Below are 17,858 nucleotides of genomic sequence, written 5' to 3'. Positions count from 1 at the left end.
TCACCATTTGTTTTTTTATTGGTAAGTAAAACGGCGTTTTTCTCTTTTTGAAATGTGATTTGTCATGGGTGATTTCTTTTGTTTATCGTAACAATGACCTGATAAAACGGGTACTAATTATGTAAATACCCCAAACTTAGTACAAGATTCAAGTAGAAAATCATACTGCTTGTCTTAGTGTTTTATACTCAATCGGCGTCATGTTATTTAATGCCTCATGCGGTCTTTCGGTGTTATAAATCGTTAACCATTCTTCGGTTATTCTCCTTGCTTGTGCTAAGTTGTTAAAAAGATATAAATCGAGTACTTCAGTACGATAGGTGCGATTAAATCGTTCAATGTACCCGTTTTGATATGGGCTACCGGGCTCTATATAATCAATGGCTATATCATGTGATTTAGCCCAGTTTATAAAGGTTTTTCCTGTAAATTCTGGTCCATTATCGACGCGTATTTTTAATAGATAGCCATGATATTCAGCCAGTTTATCTAAGTAACGGGTAACTCTCCCTGCCGGTAAGCTTACTGCAATATCAATACCTAACGCCTCACGATTAAAGTCATCAATGACATTGAATGTCCTAAAGCGACGTTGATTACAGCTACTGTCACTCATAAAATCCATTGACCAACATTCACCTTGTTTATTAGGAACCAATAGCCTTTCTGGGCTTCGTGGAGGAATACGTTTTTTACGCTTTACCCTGAGATTAAGCTTTAATTCACAATACACCCGATATACCCGTTTATGATTCCATTTATAGCCGAGCTTTCTGATACGATTAAAGCATTTAGGAAAGCCCCAGCGTAAATGCCGGTCTGTGATAGCATTCAATACCGAAACAATCACCGAATCATCCTGTAACTTAGGTTGATAATAGTAAGCACAACGGCTTAAGCCAACAATGGCACAACTCATAGCAATAGTAACCAAATGATTTTGTTGTAGTTGCTGTGCCCACGTTTTACGTGCCCCAGTTGGCACTAAAGCTTTTTTATGATTTCTTCCTGAAGCTGAGATTTTAAACTGAGCTCAGCAAACATCTGCTTAAGCTTACGGTTTTCAGCCTCCAGCTCTTTTAAGCGTTTGATATCCGACGTTTCCATTCCGCCGTATTTTTCTCGCCATTTATAGAAAGTTGAATTCCCCATGCCATATTTACGGCAGAGTTCCTTGACAGGAATACCTGCTTCAGCTTCTTTTAAAATAGCGACGATTTGATGTTCAGTCATTTTTTCATAATTAAATCCTCTTTACTTGTATCATAGAGAATTTTCTACTTTTTGCTGTACTATTTTAGGGGATAGTTACAATATTCAGTAATAATATTTGTTTATTTTTTAGCATGTTGATATAGAATCACCATTTGTTTTTTTATTGGTAAGTAAAACGGCGTTTTTTTCTTCTTGAAATGCGATTTGTCATGGGTGATTTCTTTTGTTTTTTTGTTTATCGTAACAATAACCTGATAAAACAGGTACTAATTAGTATAGCCTGTCCAAATATTTTGGCGAGGATCAATCAGATAGATAGTGAAATAAAAAGATGTTATAAAATTGGTGATAAATTGAAAAAGGAACTTCGATGGTGAAAAAGGTAATCGCACCTAAACAGGAAAAATATGATGTTATATATGAAAAAATATTATTCAATAAAATAACGACTGCATTCTCTTGGCGAGAGCGTCCAAAAGATATGTGGAAATTAAGCTTTGAATATTCCAAAATAATAATGCCTGATGATGAAATTGCGCTAAAACAGTTTTTGGGTAAGAATTGGCAAGATATCACTCTTGATATATACATGAACTATGTGGAAGCTTTATATGCGTTTACGCCATCAGCTCATGCTTATTATTTACCTGGATTACTCATCACTTCAGCTAAAGCTCTAGATATAGCTATAGCTGAAGCCGAAGCTATAGTTAGAGCTGAAGCTGAGGCTGAGGCTAAAGCTAAAGCTATAGATATAGTTTTAGCTAGAACTAGAGCTAAAGCAAGAGCTAAAGCAAGAGCTATAGAGGAGCAAAAAGCAGGGATTAAAGAATTTATAAATAGAATCGTATTTTGGATTATGGATTTTGAAGAAATACTATCTGAAAGCTATAACTTTGACCGCTGGGCAACATTAACTGTTGACGAATATTTAGCAATTAAAGCTTGGCTAATATGGGTTACAAGAGAAGATACATATCAAGATGATGAAGATATATATCAAAATGATGAAAGTACATGTCAAAATGATGTGATGAATGCTCTGATTAGCCTAGACAAACTTATTGACCTTGCCAAGCAACGAGAAAAATGACTCGTAAATAAATTTATATATTTACCTAATTTTTGAACTAAGCGAATGATCCTCGCCAAAATATTAGACAGTGCCTACCTCTATCATTTTTTCATTTTGGTAATATTGTTGTTCATATTGTTCAGGTGATACCCAGCCATTGGCTGAATGACGGCGTATCCGATTATAATAGATTTCGATATATTCAAATAGTGCTTTATTAGCCAGTTTCCTCGTTTTGTAGTAACAGTCATGAATAATATGTGTTTTGAGTGTATGAAAAAACTCTCAACAACCGCATTATCAAAGCAGTTTCCTCTTCGACTCATGCTTTGCCTGAGTCCATATTGTAACAATAACTGCTTGAAATCAGCACTGCCATATTGGCTTCCTTGGTCACTATGAATGAGTACATTTTTAGGAAAGTGACGCCGAAATAAGGCTTGTTTTAATGTATTACACACTAAATGGCGGTCTATGTAGCGACTCGTTTGCCTAGCAATCACTTTTCGTCCATATAAATCGATAATCACCGACAAATATAACCAACCTTCACCCGTTTTAATATAAGTAATATCGGTTACCCATGTCGTATTCGGCTTATCAGGGTTAAATTGCCTATTTAACGTGTTGGGCGCAATATTGTGATGAGCCGTATCTGTTTTATACTTGAATTTACGTGCTGCTTTACTCCGTAATCCCAATTGTTGCAAAACACGGCTAATTGTCCTTTCTGAAACTTGATAGCCTGCATCCCCCTAGCATCAAGTAGCCTCGGTGACCCCCAAATGGGCCTTATGGTGCCAATACTGCTTTTGGATATACTCGCTGAGTTTGGCTGATTTGTTTGCACTTTTTAACCAGGCATAATAACCCGATGAACTGACACCAAGTAACGAGCATATTCTAGTAACGGGATAGCAGGTTAAATGATTTTTCATATAAGCGTACTTCAGCGACTGGTTTTATTCAGTGCAAAGTGCAAGTTGTCTAATCCATTTATCTAGGGTTGATTTGTCTATTCCTAAGTGGTTGGCAAGTTCGCTGATAGAAAAGTGTGCATGAGGTAACGCATACTCGATTAATTGTTGTTTGAATTTGACACTAAATTTTCTGACCATGATATTTGTCTCCTATAATTTGTATTTATATCATAGAGGCGACTTCTGTCCACTTTTTTGGCGAGGATCAGATCCTATTTGATATATAATAGTTACATAGGTATTTTACCTATCAATCTTCGCTTAGTCTGGCAATAAAGTTGCAAAACCGATATACTATGTTGTAATTTTTAGTATGACTAAATTTAGTTTTACTAAATCAATCCGTTCTTTAACATCATCAATTGGAAAAAAATTATGCATCCGATGCTGAATATTGCTATTCGCGCTGCTCGTAAAGCAGGTAATGTAGCCATCAAGGCTTATGAAAATCCTAGTTCAATCGAAATCGAAGCCAAAGGCGCTAACGATTTTGCCACTAATGCAGATCGTGCGGCAGAAGCCTTGATTATTGAAACAATCAAAAAAGCTTATCCTGATCATACTATTATTGCCGAAGAAAGCGGTCTTGCTAAAGGTAATGATGCCGATACACAGTGGATAATCGATCCAATTGATGGTACGACTAATTTTATTAAAAATATTCCGCATTTTGCTGTATCAATCGCAGCTCGAGTTAAAGGTAAGACCGAAGTTGCTGTGGTTTATAATCCAATGAGTAATGAACTGTTTACAGCTGCCCGTGGTAAAGGTGCTCAGCTTAATGGTTACCGTATTCGAGTGAGTAATGCGAAAGATTTAGATGGTAGCGTATTGGCAACGGCTTTCCCATTTAAAGCTAAACAATACAGCGATAGTTATTTTGCCGTTTTGCAAAAGTTATTTGTTAAATGTGGTGATTTTCGTCGTGCAGGTTCGGCCGCTTTAGATTTGGCTTATGTTGCCGCAGGTCGTTTAGATGGCTTTTTTGAAATTGGCTTAAAACCATGGGATATCGCTGGTGGCGAGCTGATTTTGCGTGAAGCGGGAGGGGTCATTACCGATTTTGCTGGTGGTAATAACTATATGGTTTCAGGCAATGTTGTGGCTGGTAATCCTAGAATTGTAAAAGATTTATTGGTTTCTACCCAAAACGATTGGCCAGAAAAATTACGTAACTAACTTCCTTTTTTTACAGGGTTTTATAAGCCCTGTGATTCCGCTTTATTTTTGTGCATAACCTCTAATATTCAGTATATACTAACTTTAAACTTCATAAACCATATAAGGTATATATCATGAAAACGGTCCAATATTATTTTATTGTTGAAGATATGAGCTGCGCATCTTGTGTTGGGCGCGTTGAAAAAGCACTTAAAAAAGTCGATGGTGTAATTGATGTCAGCGTTAATCTCGCGACTGAAAAAGCAACGGTTGATGCTGATGCACATGTAAAGCTCGAAACATTAATGTCTGCAGTTGAGAAAACGGGTTATCATGCGGTTAAAATTGACGAATCAGCAGATAATAAAAAAATAACGAAAAAACAATATGCTACCTGGCCTGTTGTGACAGCTGTAATGCTTGTTATTCCTTTTGTATTGCCAATGCTATTAGCGCCGTTTGGGATAAATTGGATGTTGCCTGCTTGGTTGCAATGGGGGATTGCATCGGTTGTACAATTTGGTTTGGGGGCTAAATTTTATCGAAATGGCTTTAGTGCGGTTAAAGCAGGGGCTGGCAATATGGATTTATTGGTTGCTATTGGCACAAGTGCTGCGTATGGATTATCGGTTTATCAGTTGATGACTGGCAATGGTGAACATCTTTATTTTGAATCGTCAGTTATTATTATTACCTTAATCTTGATCGGTAAATGGCTAGAATCAAGCGCTAAACATCAAACTACCCAAGCCATCGAAGCGCTTTCTTCGCTACGGCCAGATGTTGCGTTAGTCAAGCAAGGTGATCAAGAAGTAAGTTTACCCATTAGCCAAGTTAATGTGGGGGATATTGTTATTGTTAAGCCCGGTGAGCGTATTGCTGTTGATGGTATTGTGATTGAAGGCACATCAAGTAGCGATGAGTCAATGTTAACCGGTGAGAGCTTGCCTGTAAATAAATCGGTTAACGATGTGGTGACTGGTGGTACGATTAATGGTGAAGGCCTACTGCTTGTTAAAACCACAGCTATTCAGGCTGATTCTACTTTATCCAAAATCATTGAAATGGTTGAATCGGCACAGGCCAAGAAAGCGCCGATTCAACGAATCGTTGATCGCATTAGTGCGATTTTTGTGCCGGTGATTTTATTGATTGCACTAGTTACGCTATTGGCTTGGGGAATGATATTGCATGATTGGCAGCAAGCTTTACTTTATGCGGTTGCGGTGTTAGTGATTGCTTGCCCATGTGCGTTAGGCTTGGCAACACCAACCGCGATTATGGTGGGGACTGGGGTGGCTGCTCGCCATGGTATTTTAATTAAAGATGCCGAAGCGTTAGAAACGTTGCACAGTATTAATACAGTCGCATTTGATAAAACCGGTACACTCACCATGGGTAAGCCTGAATTAGTCGAGATGGATATTATAGGTAGTGAGACACCCAATCAAATTTTATCGATCGCGGCCTCTCTGCAAGCGGGTAGTGAACATCCACTTGCTAAAGCCATTTTAAGTAAAGTCAAAGAGTATAGTCGTGCTCAAAATATTACCTCAGTAGCGGGATCGGGGGTGATGGCTACGGTTAATAATACGGAGTATTATTTAGGTAGTTTGCGATGGATGAAATCATTAAATGCCTATTTTGTTGGTATGGACGATAAGATTAATGAGTTAGCCAGTAAAGGTTACACCATTTCATTTTTAGCTAAGCAGCAATTAGAAGGTAATGTGGTAATATTAGCGCTATTTGGTTTTGCTGATGTAATCAAGCCAGAAGCGAAAACCGCCATTGAAGCATTGCATCAGTTAAATGTAAAAAACGTTATGTTAACTGGGGATAACCAGAAAGCGGCGAATTACGTAGGGCAGCAGTTAGGCTTGGATGAAGTCATTGCTGAAGTGTTACCACAAGATAAAGCCAATTATATTTATCAATTACAAAAAGAAAGTCATGTTGATACCCATAATCGAGTGGCAATGGTGGGAGATGGGATTAATGATGCACCAGCATTGGCTGCTGCGGATATTGGTATTGCCATGGGCACGGGCACCGATGTGGCTATGCATGCAGCAAGTATTACCCTCATGCGTGGTAATCTGTTTTTAGTTGCTGATGCAATCGATATTTCGCGCCGAACTTATCATAAGATTAAACAAAATCTATTTTGGGCATTTTTCTATAACTTGATTGGTATTCCGCTAGCGGCATTTGGATTTTTAAATCCAATGATAGCAGGCGCTGCCATGGCGTTAAGTAGCGTAAGTGTGGTTACTAATGCGTTGTTACTTAAACGTTGGAAGGCAAGATCTTAATCGTGCATAGCAAAAGTTAGAATTTTAACACTTAAATAAAGGTGGTTAAGTGCCGCCTTTATTATTTTTATGTTTAATTGCATAAATAATTAAATTAAACTAAAGCTAATTTGTGAGCCCTTTCCTTGTTCGGTAACAAACTTGCCAACAGCGCAGATCAGTTGTTCATTATAGTAAATCAACGGGATTCGTGTACGCATCCACGGCGGAATGTTATGTTCTTGCCATAGTTTTTTTATTGATCGCGATCCATTTCGATTGATAATTTGAAATTGTCCTTTAGCATGAAATCGTACAGTGACTTGTTCATCTGCATGGGGTAAACGGCAGGATAAATCAGTTTGATAATTAATCTGCAATTTACCAACACTATCTGGCAGATTTAAAGGTAAAGCCAAATCCCAGTTGAGGATTTGTTGTTCAATATTTTGGTATAACGGTAATAAATAGAGTTGATTTTGATAGCGACGAATTTGCCTGCAATGTAGTAAGAATTTAGGGTTGGCATCTTCTTTTGCTAGCACAACCGTTTGCCAAATGAGTGCTAATTGCTTTTGGCTTGGCATAGTCATTTGTTGGGAACGCAGCCACATGCGCAACACAGCATTGCGTTTATATTCTGAACACGTCATTAAAGGCGCTAGATTTAGCTGTCCTTGTTGGCTAACCACTTGTTGAAAATCAGCTAATAATAATTCATTAATTAACGCTTCTTGTTGCTGACATAATTCAGCACTACGTGCCACCATTTGCGAAAAATGTGGCCAGCGTTGATTTAGTGTTGGTAAGACCTTTAAGCGTAAAAAATTGCGGTCATAACGATCATCTTGGTTGCTTTCATCTTCTATCCAGTTGAGTTGATGCTTATTAGCATAAGTTTCAATTTGTGCACGTGAAATCGTTAATAAAGGACGAAGATGCTGTTTATTTTCCTGTGGCATGGCGGCCAATCCCGCAGGACCACTACCGCGTTTTAATGCTAAAAAGAAAGTTTCGCATTGATCATCAAGATGTTGCGCAGTGCATAAGGTTTCATCATTTTTTAAATGACGATAGATAGCTTGGTAACGCGCATTTCTAGCTTGTTCTTCGATATTTCCTGCATTAGGGTCGAGTTTGACTTTTTCAATAATCAGTGGAACTTGCCAGGTGTGGCATTGTTTTTGGCAATGCATTGCCCAGTGGTCAGCATTACTGCTCAAACCATGATGAATATAGATCGCCCTTAGCTTTAAATCAGGTAATAATTGCTGTTTGAGTGCAACTAGTGCATGCATTAATACGGTTGAATCAACACCACCACTATAAGCAACCAGTAGTGCTTTGTGGTGTGTGATTTTATGCATAATTGTTTGTTTGATGTTTTCATCAAACATTATTGGGAGTGGGTTATTCATCTTCTATTTAATTACACCTAGCTTTGTAATGCATTGGCTTTATTTTTGTGTTGTTTGATTCTGTCTAAACCAGCCGCAAGATCGGTAATTAAGTCATCAGGATCTTCAAGTCCTATATGTAGCCGAATCAGTGTTCCTGCAAAGTCTACGCCAGATACCGGTCTAATGTTTGCAAGTTCTTCGGGTTGATTGGCTAAAATTAATGACTCAAATCCACCCCATGAATAAGCCATCGAGAAGTAAGTTAGGTTATCTATAAAATCTGATAATTGTACGTCATTTAATCGATCTTTGAGTACAAAAGAAAATAATCCACTTGCTCCCGAAAAATCACGTTTAAAAAACTCATGTCCTTTACAACTTTTTAATGCTGGGTGATTAACGGTCGCCACTTTTGGGTGATTTGCTAGCCATTTTGCTACTTTTAAACCGCTTTTGTGATGTTGTTTTAGTCTTATTGCTAATGTGCGTAAACCGCGCGCAGCCATATAGGCGGTATCTGCATCACACATTTGTCCCATTAAATATGAGCGCTCACGCAAAGTATCCCAACAGCGCTCATTAGCTACAACAGTGCCTAGCATGGCATCAGAATGACCGATTAGGTATTTGGTTCCGGCTTGTATTGAGATATCAATATCATGCTCTAACGCTTTAAATAAAACGCCTGCACTCCATGTGTTATCGATCATAATGATAATGTCAGGGTTGACACTTCGTATTGCTTTAACAATTGATAGTACATCGTGGACTTCCATCGTAATTGAACTTGGCGATTCTAAAAATACGACTTTAGTATTTGGCTTGATATGGTTTGTAATATAGCGCCCCACTAACGGCGAAAAGTAATCTGTTTCAACACCAAAATCTTTTAAAATATGTTGACAAAATTCTTGAGTGGGTTCGTAAGCAGCTTCAGAGACTAATATATGATCACCCGCCTTTACAAAGGCTAAAATGGCATTGGTGATTGCCGCTGCGCCACAAGGATAGAGGTAGCAACCAGCCCCTCCTTCAATTTCAATCATGGCATCTTGTAGCGCAAAATGAGTTAATGTTCCGCGTCTCCCATAAAATAGTGCACCTTTAGCGCGATTTTCGGTTGCTTCTTTTTTAGCAACCACTGTATCAAAAACAAGTGATGAAGCACGCTGAATGACTGAATTCACTGCGCCTTGGGTGTAGCATTTTTTTCGTCCTGCGTGAACTAATTTGGTTGGTAATGACATGAAGATTCCTTTTGCTACTTTATAAATTTTAATAACAGTTAGCATAGCATGCTGTTAAAATAGTAAAAAATAAATTTTATTAATATCCTCTTGCTAATTATGCTAATAGTTCAACTTGCTTGCCTTAATGATACTGACATTGATTTTTCACTGCTGCCGACATCGCTTCTTGATGAAGCGAATAAATTAAAAGGTCAACGCAAAAAACAGTTTTTGGTTTGCCGTTCAATTTTGGCTCACTTGCTTAAACAGTATTGTAATATTTCGGTGTTACCCACTATTAAAGTCGGTGATAATGGTCGCCCTTGTTTTGTGGAACGCCACCTACCAGATTTTAATATCAGTCATAGTAAAGATTGGGTGGCGGTAGCAATTTCATTGACGAGTAAGATTGGCTTAGATATCGAAGTAGCTCGCCCGCGCAAAAACTATTTAAATGTGGCTAAAAACTTTTTTGCGGATGATGAGTATCAATGGATGATCAAACAAGAAGATACATTAACGGCTTTTTGGCAATTATGGACGTTGAAAGAGTCTGCATTAAAACTATATGCCAAAGGGGTTTGGCAAATTAAATCGGTTAAAATTGACTTTAGACAGCAGCTGATTACAGCGCCTTTTGCACAACAATTTTATTATCAATATCATCAAGTGTGTGATGTTCATCTATCGGTAAACAGTAACCAACCGATTTCTAAATTGATTTTGTTATCTTAATACCACGTTTGCCATGATCTGTTATGGTAAAATAAGTTGTTGCTTTTTATTAAACTAGATAGATATCTTGGATTCTTTTTCTCTTGTTTTCGTTTAATTGATATTCCTGTGACAACCAATTGTCAATGGTATCGTAACGCGTTTTAATTGCGTCAAATGCTGCTGTTAAATACTCTTTTTTGGCTGCAAAAATTAATTTACGGTTTTCAAACTCATCAGGAGTAACAGTATGTTGATATTGGCTTAATAGATTTTCACGATAATCCGACAATAGCTGTTCAGTCAGTAAATAATCTTGCATGACAGCTTCTTCACTAACACCTAAAGCAAACAACGTTAATGCGACGCCAACACCAGTGCGATCTTTACCAACAGCACAATGTTGTACTAATGGTTTACCTTTTGAGTTCAGTAGTATTGACGAAAGTCTTCGGTATGCGGGGTTATTAAATGGCAGCAGTTGATAAAGCTTAACCATAAAATCAAATGGTGCATTTTTTTTAAGTATTTGTTGGGTATTGCCTAAATCGCTTGTTAAACTTGCGGTGACCGTATCACTCAATGGATTAGCAGGCACATTAATATAATGAATATTTTGCCATAACTTATCTGGATTTTGTGCAATTTCATTAGGATCGCGATAGTCTAAAACATAGTGCAGTTTTAACTCATCAGATAAAAAAGACTGCTCTTCTGACGTAATAAGCGAAAATGCGCCTGAACGGTATAGTAGACCAGATCGAATTTGACGTCCGTCAATTGTTTTAATTCCACCTAAATCACGAAAATTAATCCCATTTTTTATTAGTATAGCTGATGTCATAACTCGTCCTTATTTATACTTAACTTCGCTTGCTATCTTAACATGTTTCTGATTAGAATTAAGCCATTCTTTTTGCTTTATTAATGATTAAGGTACTTATTATGTCGATGTTATCTGTTTTACTTTCTGATAAAGCTGCACCAAGACAATGGGGAAAAGATGCGCTGCTGAGTTTTTCGGACGATACAATTACTATTCACTATAAACCAGATCATCGTTTAGGAACGATTCAACGAGCGGGGAGAAAGCTGGATAACCAAGGAATAAATTCGGTTAAGCTAAATGGCGAAAATTGGGATCTTGAAGCTTGTTGGCATTTTTGGTTAGGTTATCGTAATGCGAAAAAAAGTACACAGGTAAATTGGCCAAAACTTAATACCAAAGATAAACAAGAATTAATTCATCGCCTAGCGATTATTGATTGGTGTCGAGATATTGTTAACCAGCAAGCAGAAACATTAAGCCCTGTTGAGTTAGCAACACAAGCTATGAAATTAATTAGCACTTATTCAAATGATGTGACTTACAACATTATTTCGGGTGAAGTTTTAAAAGAGCATAATTTCATGGGGATCTATGCGGTTGGCAAAGGTTCTGATAGGCCTGCAGCTTTACTTGAACTTGATTATAACCCAACCCAAAATCCTAAATCACCGATTACGGCTTGTTTAGTTGGTAAAGGCATTACCTTTGATTCGGGTGGTTATAGCTTAAAACCAAGTAGCTTTATGGAATCAATGCGTTCAGATATGGGGGGGGCAGCATTAGTAACGAGTGCTTTAGCGCTAGCCATTGCGCGTGGCTTAAGTCATCGTATTAAACTCTATTTATGTTGTGCCGATAATTTAGTCAGTGGCAGCGCTTTTAAACTTGGTGATATTATTCGTTATCGTAATGGTAAAACGGTTGAAGTTGATAATACTGATGCTGAAGGACGTTTAGTTTTAGCCGATGGTTTAATTTGTGCCGATAATGATAAACCGAATTATATTATTGATTGTGCAACATTAACAGGTGCCGCTAAAATTGCGGTGGGGAATGATTATCAATCATTACTCTCATTTGATGATAAATTTGCTAATCAATTGTTAGCTAGTAGCAACATTGAACATGAGGCTTTTTGGCGATTACCATTAGCAGAGTTTCATCGCTCACAATTTCCCTCATCATTTGCTGATATGGCAAATTCAGGTTTACCTAATACCGCTGGTGCGAGTACTGCTGCGGCTTTCTTATCACATTTTATTAAAAATTATCAACAAAATTGGTTACATATTGATTGTTCGGCAACATTTCGTAAAAGTGCTACAGCATTATGGGCAACAGGCGCAACGGGAATTGGGGTAAGGACAATTGCTAATTTACTTAGTCAGCTTAAATAAAACTGAAAAAACCACTTTAAAAAGTGGTTTTTTGTTTCTTAAAAAAAGTACAATTGTTTAATTATTTTCAATAACAGTTGCTTTTTTGATATAAATTGGCTCAGCCGGTACATTTTGATGTGGTCCCATACGTTTAGTTGGTACGTTAGCGATTTTATCAACGATTTCCATTCCTTTAATGACTTTACCAAAAACAGCATAACCGTACTTTTCTGGTGATTGATAATTAAGGAAATCATTGTTAACTACATTGATAAAAAATTGGCTGGTTGCACTATTTACTTCACTTGTTCTTGCCATTGCAATGGTGCCACGATCATTTTTTAAGCCATTGTCAGCTTCGTTTTTAATTGGTGGGTTATTTTCTTTGAATTTTAGTTGATCATCAGCGCCACCACCTTGAATCATAAATCCAGGAATGACGCGATGGAAAGTTAAATTTTCATAAAAACCATTGTTAACATAATCAAGAAAGTTTTTCGTGGTAATGGGGGCATGCTCGCTGTCTAATTCGATTTCAATATCACCCATACTGGTTTGTAATAATACTTTAGGAGCTGCTAGGGCGACAGTTGAAAAAATAGTTAACAACAATGTTAAAATTAATAGTTTGATTTTTTTCATATAATAAATCCTTTCTCCAGTTAAGTTGATTGATTATACCGAATATTAGGTTAATTTAAATAACAATTGCGCAAAATAGGATAATTTTTTGGGTTGTAGATCACATAAGTACTTAATTGTATATAATTACACAATGGATTGGTCTATAGTATTGAAGTTTTTTGTTAATAAATACTACAAAGTTAGTATGTTATAAAAAATAGTTCTTTATTGCTACAGTTTTTATATTAAAACATTTAGTTCCCTGAAACTTTTTATAAATAAGTTTATTAAATTTTATGCGATGTATTTTGTGTGATATGCCTTTATTTTTATCTCATCATGGTATTTGTAGCCAATGTGTTCAAAATATACCTAAATTTAATAAGGTTTGTCATCAATGCTGTTTACCACACTCTTTATCGACTGATATATGTTATCGATGTCGTGCAAAAAAACCATACTGGGATGAGCTTATTGCTGTTTCTGAGTATATTAATCCGCTAAAAAAGTTGATTCATCATTTAAAGTTCTACAGCAAAATTGAACTAAATATTGCATTGGCAAGATTGATGTTTTTGGCTTGGTATCAACGGCAAAAAATCGATACTTTAATTAAACCTGATTTGGTCACTTGTGTACCATTGCATCACATTCGTTATTGGTCACGTGGCTTTAATCAAGCTGAATTATTAGCAAAACCGATTGCTAGATGGCTAGACCGTGACTTTTATCCTTATTTGCTGTCTCGAAAGCTAAATAGGCAAGATCAAAAAAATCTATCTCTTACCGAACGAATCGCTAATGTCGAAACGCTTTTTATATGCCGTCAAGATCTTTCACATAAATCAGTAATGCTCATTGATGATATCGTTACAACTGGTAATACGATTAATGCAATTAGCCAACAACTAAAAAAATGTGGTGCAACTAGTGTTCATGTTGTTTGTTTATGTCGTACAGTATTGTAAAATCCTAAACAACCCCTATAATAACCAAGAAAGCTAGTCAACTATTATAAATGATGTTAGGTCTGTTTATTACCTAATTACATTAAAGTGAGGGGTCATGTCTATTATCACTATTTCTGAAGCAGCTCAACAGCACTTTAAAAAATTGCTTGCTAATCAACCCGATGGAACACAAATTCGGGTATTTGTTATTAACCCAGGTACGCCAAGTGCCGAATGTGGTGTGTCGTATTGTCCGGCTGATACTGTAGAAGATAGCGACATAGAAGAAAAGTTTGCTGATTTTTCAGTTTATATTGATGAAATGAGTGCACCATTTTTAGAAGAAACGGTTATTGATTATGTGACTGATGAATTAGGTTCGCAGTTAACATTAAAAGCGCCAAATTCAAAAATGAAAAAAGTGGCTGACGATGCGCCACTTATTGAGCGTGTTAATTACGCCATTCAAACGCAAATAAATCCGCAATTAGCCAGTCATGGAGGGCATGTTAGCTTAGTTGAGTTGACTGAAGATAACTATGTTATATTGCAATTTGGTGGTGGATGTAATGGTTGTTCAATGGTCGATTACACTTTGAAAGAAGGTATTGAGAAACAATTAATGACAGAGTTTCCTGAACTTGTTGGTGTAAAAGATATTACTGAACATCAAGCTGGAGCACATTCTTTTTGCTAAAAATGACAGAAAATAATTTTTATTTAAACCTTGCTTATTGCTGGGATTAAGTCATAATCGGATGACGTTTGCCATTTGACATTCTGATGGGGTTTTATGAATCAAGTTAGTATTATTTCAGATCTTATCATTTGGATTGAAAAAAATTTGGAACAACCATTATCTATTGATCATGTTGCACAAAAATCAGGTTATTCAAAATGGCATTTACAACGTATGTTTAAAGAGGTAACTGGTCAGGTTCTTGGTACTTATATTCGTCATCGTCGTTTAACTTATGCCGCACTTTCTTTACGTATGACAAGTAAACCCATTTTAGATATTGCGATGCAATATCGTTTTGATTCTCAGCAAACTTTTACTCGTTCTTTTAAAAAACAATTTAATGAAACACCTGCCAGTTATCGTCGTGGTGATTTTTGGGATCCTACAGGATTAACACCAGCTATTGAGCTCAATAAAAATAGGCTTTCATTGCCTGAACCAAAATTTGTTAATATGCCTCAAAAAACTTTTTGGGGTATCACCTTTAAGAATAATTGCAGTTTGAGTCACTTATTAGATGAAGAAAATAAACTAAGAACGCAATTTTTTTATAATTATATATCTCGCTGTAACCATAAATGTGAAAATCTACCAGACAAAATTTATGCTTTTAGCCGTATATTGAAAAGCAAAGATAATGCTAATGAACAAGAACTTCTTTATACCATTGCTTTAGATCACAATAATAATCTTGAAAGTATTGAACAGGTTGAGAGTGAAGGTGGCTTGTATCTTTGTTTTAAATATATTGGGTCTCCTGATGAGTTTAGTGATTTTATTTCGCAAGTGCATTTAGCTGCCATGCCCGCATTAAAAGTACGTTTGCGTAGCTCTAGTTGCGTAATTGAAATTCATCATAACCATCATGATGGCACTGCCGAATCAGTTAAAGATATTACACGTATGGAGTGCGATTATTGTGTGCCGATTGTTGCTGAAAGTGAAGTCAATATCCAATCCAATTGATAGTTATAATGTGATATAAAAATCGGTTAATAGATATTGACTGATATGATTAATTATCTGAATTTAATAAAATATTTTCCAACCATTTTTTGAATTCAGGGGTTACTTCTTTTAGACTGTTCGATCCACGAGTTACAGTTGCAATTCCTATTCCAAGTTGCTCTTTTAGTTGGCGTTGATTGATTGAACCATCAAGTAATGAATGTACAATTTTGACGCGAGTAATTAAAGCGTCGCGCTCATCAGCGGTCATTAATAATTTTAATATATCAAGTGAATAACCATCGTTAAATGCTTGGTGTAATATTTCGACTGTCTGTTTCCATTCGTTAGTTTTCATTATAATCACCATTAATATTGTTTATTAAATTCATTTGAATTAAGAATATTGACATTTTTTTGCCCTAAGACTATTTGATAAATATAATCATATACCAATACATTTTTGACATAATTGCGCGTTTCGGTAAACGGTATGCTATCAATAAATGCGACAGCATCCAGCTTTCCATGACTATTATTAAGCCATCTTTTTACACGATTAGGACCTGCATTATAAGCTGCTGAAGATAATATACGATTATTATCATTTTGTAGATAAACAGTGTTTAAATAGGATGTACCTAATTCTATATTGGTTTTAGGATCAAACAATTGTCCCGATGAAACATAAGTGACTGAATTGACTTTTTTAGCGGTTTCTTTTGCTGTTGCTGGCATTAATTGCATAAGTCCGCGGGCGCCGGCAGGGGATTTGGCAGTGGTATCCAGCGCACTTTCTTGACGAGAAATAGCTAAAGCATAAGATAACGGAATCGCTTTATCTTTTAATGCATTGTTATATAAGGCTTGGTACATAATAGGTAAACGTTCTGTCCAGTTATTCCAAAGCTTACCAACAATAGTTGCTTGAATACTAAGATCGCCCCAGCCTTTTTGTAAGGCATATTGAGCTAATGCTAAATATTCATTTTTATTGGTTTGCTTATTTAACATATATCGCCATTCGTTGCTTGATTCTGAAACCATACCAAAATAATATAATTCATTAATCCTTTTTATATAAGATTGATTATCATATTTAGATTTTAGTATTGATATTTCAGATGGTGTCATCTGTTTAGATTGGTTATTGAGGGAATAAGGTTGATTAAGTGTTTGTGCACTTATCATGCCATAAAATCCACGTTTGGTTGTCAATGTTTGTAAAATTTGGTTAGCTTCATTTTTTTGATTATTATTGAGTAATACTCGAGCCTGCCAATATTGCCATTCTTCTTTCAATTGATCTTCCGGCGATAATTGTGCTATCCAATAGGCAATTTCAGTAAAGTTATAGTCATCGATAGCAAGGCGGATACGCTTTTCGACTAATGTTGTATCATGATATTTGGTAATATAATTATCACGCCATTTAATTTGTTCATCAGTTGCGGAATCTGTAAAGTAGCTGTTAGCCAAACTCTTTTGTAATGCAACTTGTTCAGTTTCACTTAAAGTTTGCTGTTTAACTAGTTTTGGTAATAATGATGCTGCTAAGTTGATATCTGCTTTTACTAAGCGAGAAAATGATGCTAAGACAATTTTTTTAGTGAAAGGGCTAGCTTTAATATTTTTTGAAAAATCTTCTAATTTTTTAGGATTATCAAGTACAGCTAATAAATTGTTTTTAGTTGTTTTGTAATTATTATCAAGTAAGTTAGTTAGGTGTTTGGCTAATTTTAAATTATTTGCTTCAATAGCCAGTTCAATACGTAATAGTATTAAATTAGCTGTTCGTTTACCTGCTTGTGCCCATGCATCGAGTAATGGATCGCATGCAGAGGGAAGCTCTTTACCGGTAATCCAAAGTGATTTAATAGTGCTAAAGGCTGCTTCGATATTTCCTTGTTGTAGTAATGCATATTGATAGCGACAGTTAGAGTGTGTGGAATGATCTTTGGGGAATGAAACAATTGCATTCCAATCTTGACGATTGCTTAATTCGGTTAAATAAGATTGTATTACTGAAGTCGTTGCTGGAAATTCATTATATTGGTGAACAAAATCTCTTACCATTTGCGGAGGAACTACTTTAATATTATTCTGAAAAAACTGTACAGCAGCATAGGGATATAGTGGATAATCTTTTATGGTAGAGAGCAATGTTTGCTGTTCTTCAAAAGTCAGTGTTTGATAAGAATTAAGCCATTTTTGATAATTTTCTCGTAGCACCTTTTGAGAATGAGCGGCGTAAGTGTTACTTGTGAACAATAGACCGATTATCAAAAAATAACGTAATACTAATTTCATCCGTTAAC

The 17,858-nt window shown here is 36.1% G+C and carries 15 protein-coding genes and 1 pseudogene; 8 read left to right on the top strand and 8 right to left on the bottom strand.

The features are described 5' to 3' along the window. Positions 1-160 precede the first annotated feature (160 nt). Positions 161-1,233 (bottom strand): IS3 family transposase gene (locus A9G23_RS05910; RefSeq protein WP_442899740.1). Its coding sequence is split into 2 segments (ribosomal slippage): positions 161-999 and positions 999-1,233, totalling 1,074 coding nucleotides; the frame shifts between segments, so codons are not numbered across the junction. Positions 1,234-1,585: 352 nt separating this feature from the next. Between A9G23_RS05910 and A9G23_RS05900 the strand changes: the two genes are divergently transcribed. Next, the gene (locus tag A9G23_RS05900) at positions 1,586-2,308 is read left to right on the top strand and encodes a hypothetical protein (protein WP_065586717.1); all 723 of its coding nucleotides are present in this window, start codon (positions 1,586-1,588) and stop codon (positions 2,306-2,308) included. A 63-nt stretch (positions 2,309-2,371) separates the two neighbouring features. On the opposite strand, the pseudogene A9G23_RS11225 reads toward A9G23_RS05900, so the two are convergent. Then, positions 2,372-3,408, bottom strand: a pseudogene (locus tag A9G23_RS11225) (IS3 family transposase). A gap of 237 nt (positions 3,409-3,645) precedes the next feature. Here A9G23_RS11225 and suhB point away from each other — a divergent pair. Both suhB and A9G23_RS05880 read left to right on the top strand, forming a co-directional pair. Then, positions 3,646-4,449, top strand: coding sequence for an inositol-1-monophosphatase (gene suhB / locus A9G23_RS05885; protein ID WP_065586715.1), 804 nt, complete (start codon positions 3,646-3,648; stop codon positions 4,447-4,449). 116 nt (positions 4,450-4,565) lie between these two features. Then, on the top strand, positions 4,566-6,746 hold the full coding sequence (locus A9G23_RS05880; protein WP_065586714.1) for a heavy metal translocating P-type ATPase: 2,181 nt from the start codon (positions 4,566-4,568) through the stop codon (positions 6,744-6,746). Positions 6,747-6,835: 89 nt separating this feature from the next. On the opposite strand, the gene tilS is transcribed toward A9G23_RS05880, so the two are convergent. Further along, positions 6,836-8,122 (bottom strand): tRNA lysidine(34) synthetase TilS, encoded by a 1,287-nt coding sequence (gene tilS / locus A9G23_RS05875; RefSeq protein ID WP_065587044.1) that lies wholly within the window; start codon positions 8,120-8,122, stop codon positions 6,836-6,838. A 38-nt stretch (positions 8,123-8,160) separates the two neighbouring features. After that, the gene (metC, locus tag A9G23_RS05870) at positions 8,161-9,372 is read right to left on the bottom strand and encodes a cystathionine beta-lyase (RefSeq protein WP_065586713.1); all 1,212 of its coding nucleotides are present in this window, start codon (positions 9,370-9,372) and stop codon (positions 8,161-8,163) included. Positions 9,373-9,471: 99 nt separating this feature from the next. Between metC and A9G23_RS05865 the strand changes: the two genes are divergently transcribed. After that, complete coding sequence (locus A9G23_RS05865; RefSeq protein ID WP_065586712.1) at positions 9,472-10,089, top strand: 4'-phosphopantetheinyl transferase family protein; 618 nt, start codon at positions 9,472-9,474, stop codon at positions 10,087-10,089. A 49-nt stretch (positions 10,090-10,138) separates the two neighbouring features. Here A9G23_RS05865 and A9G23_RS05860 read toward each other — a convergent pair whose 3' ends face one another. Beyond that, a complete protein-coding gene (locus tag A9G23_RS05860; RefSeq protein ID WP_065586711.1) occupies positions 10,139-10,912 on the bottom strand; it encodes a tyrosine-protein phosphatase in 774 nt (257 codons plus the stop codon). Between the two features lie 101 nt (positions 10,913-11,013). Here A9G23_RS05860 and pepB point away from each other — a divergent pair, with 101 nt between their 5' ends. Next, positions 11,014-12,294 carry an aminopeptidase PepB gene (pepB, locus tag A9G23_RS05855; protein ID WP_065586710.1) on the top strand — a complete coding sequence of 427 codons (1,281 nt, stop codon included), beginning with the start codon at positions 11,014-11,016 and terminating at the stop codon, positions 12,292-12,294. A gap of 57 nt (positions 12,295-12,351) precedes the next feature. On the opposite strand, the gene A9G23_RS05850 is transcribed toward pepB, so the two are convergent. Further along, positions 12,352-12,918, bottom strand: a complete 567-nt coding sequence (locus tag A9G23_RS05850) for a peptidylprolyl isomerase (RefSeq protein ID WP_065586709.1) — start codon at positions 12,916-12,918, stop codon at positions 12,352-12,354. Positions 12,919-13,217: 299 nt separating this feature from the next. Between A9G23_RS05850 and A9G23_RS05845 the strand changes: the two genes are divergently transcribed. The 3 genes from A9G23_RS05845 (at position 13,218) to robA (ending at position 15,558) form a co-directional block, all read left to right on the top strand. After that, the gene (locus A9G23_RS05845; protein WP_176700238.1) at positions 13,218-13,868 is read left to right on the top strand and encodes a phosphoribosyltransferase family protein; all 651 of its coding nucleotides are present in this window, start codon (positions 13,218-13,220) and stop codon (positions 13,866-13,868) included. A 103-nt stretch (positions 13,869-13,971) separates the two neighbouring features. Further along, the gene (gene nfuA / locus A9G23_RS05840; RefSeq protein WP_065587043.1) at positions 13,972-14,547 is read left to right on the top strand and encodes a Fe-S biogenesis protein NfuA; all 576 of its coding nucleotides are present in this window, start codon (positions 13,972-13,974) and stop codon (positions 14,545-14,547) included. Positions 14,548-14,643: 96 nt separating this feature from the next. Beyond that, on the top strand, positions 14,644-15,558 hold the full coding sequence (gene robA, locus A9G23_RS05835; protein WP_065586707.1) for an MDR efflux pump AcrAB transcriptional activator RobA: 915 nt from the start codon (positions 14,644-14,646) through the stop codon (positions 15,556-15,558). Positions 15,559-15,607: 49 nt separating this feature from the next. Here the strand turns inward: robA and trpR are convergent, their stop codons facing one another. Both trpR and sltY read right to left on the bottom strand, forming a co-directional pair. Continuing rightward, positions 15,608-15,898 (bottom strand): trp operon repressor, encoded by a 291-nt coding sequence (gene trpR / locus A9G23_RS05830; protein ID WP_218058752.1) that lies wholly within the window; start codon positions 15,896-15,898, stop codon positions 15,608-15,610. An 11-nt stretch (positions 15,899-15,909) separates the two neighbouring features. Further along, on the bottom strand, positions 15,910-17,850 hold the full coding sequence (sltY, locus tag A9G23_RS05825) for a murein transglycosylase (RefSeq protein ID WP_065586705.1): 1,941 nt from the start codon (positions 17,848-17,850) through the stop codon (positions 15,910-15,912). Positions 17,851-17,858: the final 8 nt, after the last annotated feature.

This window comes from Gilliamella sp. App4-10 (assembly GCF_001690495.1).
In the GTDB taxonomy this organism is placed as follows: domain Bacteria; phylum Pseudomonadota; class Gammaproteobacteria; order Enterobacterales; family Orbaceae; genus Gilliamella; species Gilliamella apicola_G.
This window is presented reverse-complemented; position numbering and strand designations above follow the sequence as displayed.

Excerpts from the sequence above, each read along its gene's own strand:
- A9G23_RS05860 (WP_065586711.1), bottom strand. The coding sequence starts at position 10,912 with ATGACATCAGCTATACTAATAAAAAATGGGATTAATTTTCGTGATTTA.
- trpR (WP_218058752.1), bottom strand. The coding sequence starts at position 15,898 with ATGAAAACTAACGAATGGAAACAGACAGTCGAAATATTACACCAAGCA.
- A9G23_RS05865 (WP_065586712.1), top strand. The coding sequence starts at position 9,472 with ATGCTAATAGTTCAACTTGCTTGCCTTAATGATACTGACATTGATTTT.
- A9G23_RS05880 (WP_065586714.1), top strand. The coding sequence starts at position 4,566 with ATGAAAACGGTCCAATATTATTTTATTGTTGAAGATATGAGCTGCGCA.
- tilS (WP_065587044.1), bottom strand. The coding sequence starts at position 8,122 with ATGTTTGATGAAAACATCAAACAAACAATTATGCATAAAATCACACAC.
- suhB (WP_065586715.1), top strand. The coding sequence starts at position 3,646 with ATGCATCCGATGCTGAATATTGCTATTCGCGCTGCTCGTAAAGCAGGT.
- A9G23_RS05900 (WP_065586717.1), top strand. The coding sequence starts at position 1,586 with ATGGTGAAAAAGGTAATCGCACCTAAACAGGAAAAATATGATGTTATA.
- robA (WP_065586707.1), top strand. The coding sequence starts at position 14,644 with ATGAATCAAGTTAGTATTATTTCAGATCTTATCATTTGGATTGAAAAA.
- sltY (WP_065586705.1), bottom strand. The coding sequence starts at position 17,850 with ATGAAATTAGTATTACGTTATTTTTTGATAATCGGTCTATTGTTCACA.
- pepB (WP_065586710.1), top strand. The coding sequence starts at position 11,014 with ATGTCGATGTTATCTGTTTTACTTTCTGATAAAGCTGCACCAAGACAA.
- metC (WP_065586713.1), bottom strand. The coding sequence starts at position 9,372 with ATGTCATTACCAACCAAATTAGTTCACGCAGGACGAAAAAAATGCTAC.
- A9G23_RS05850 (WP_065586709.1), bottom strand. The coding sequence starts at position 12,918 with ATGAAAAAAATCAAACTATTAATTTTAACATTGTTGTTAACTATTTTT.
- A9G23_RS05845 (WP_176700238.1), top strand. The coding sequence starts at position 13,218 with ATGCCTTTATTTTTATCTCATCATGGTATTTGTAGCCAATGTGTTCAA.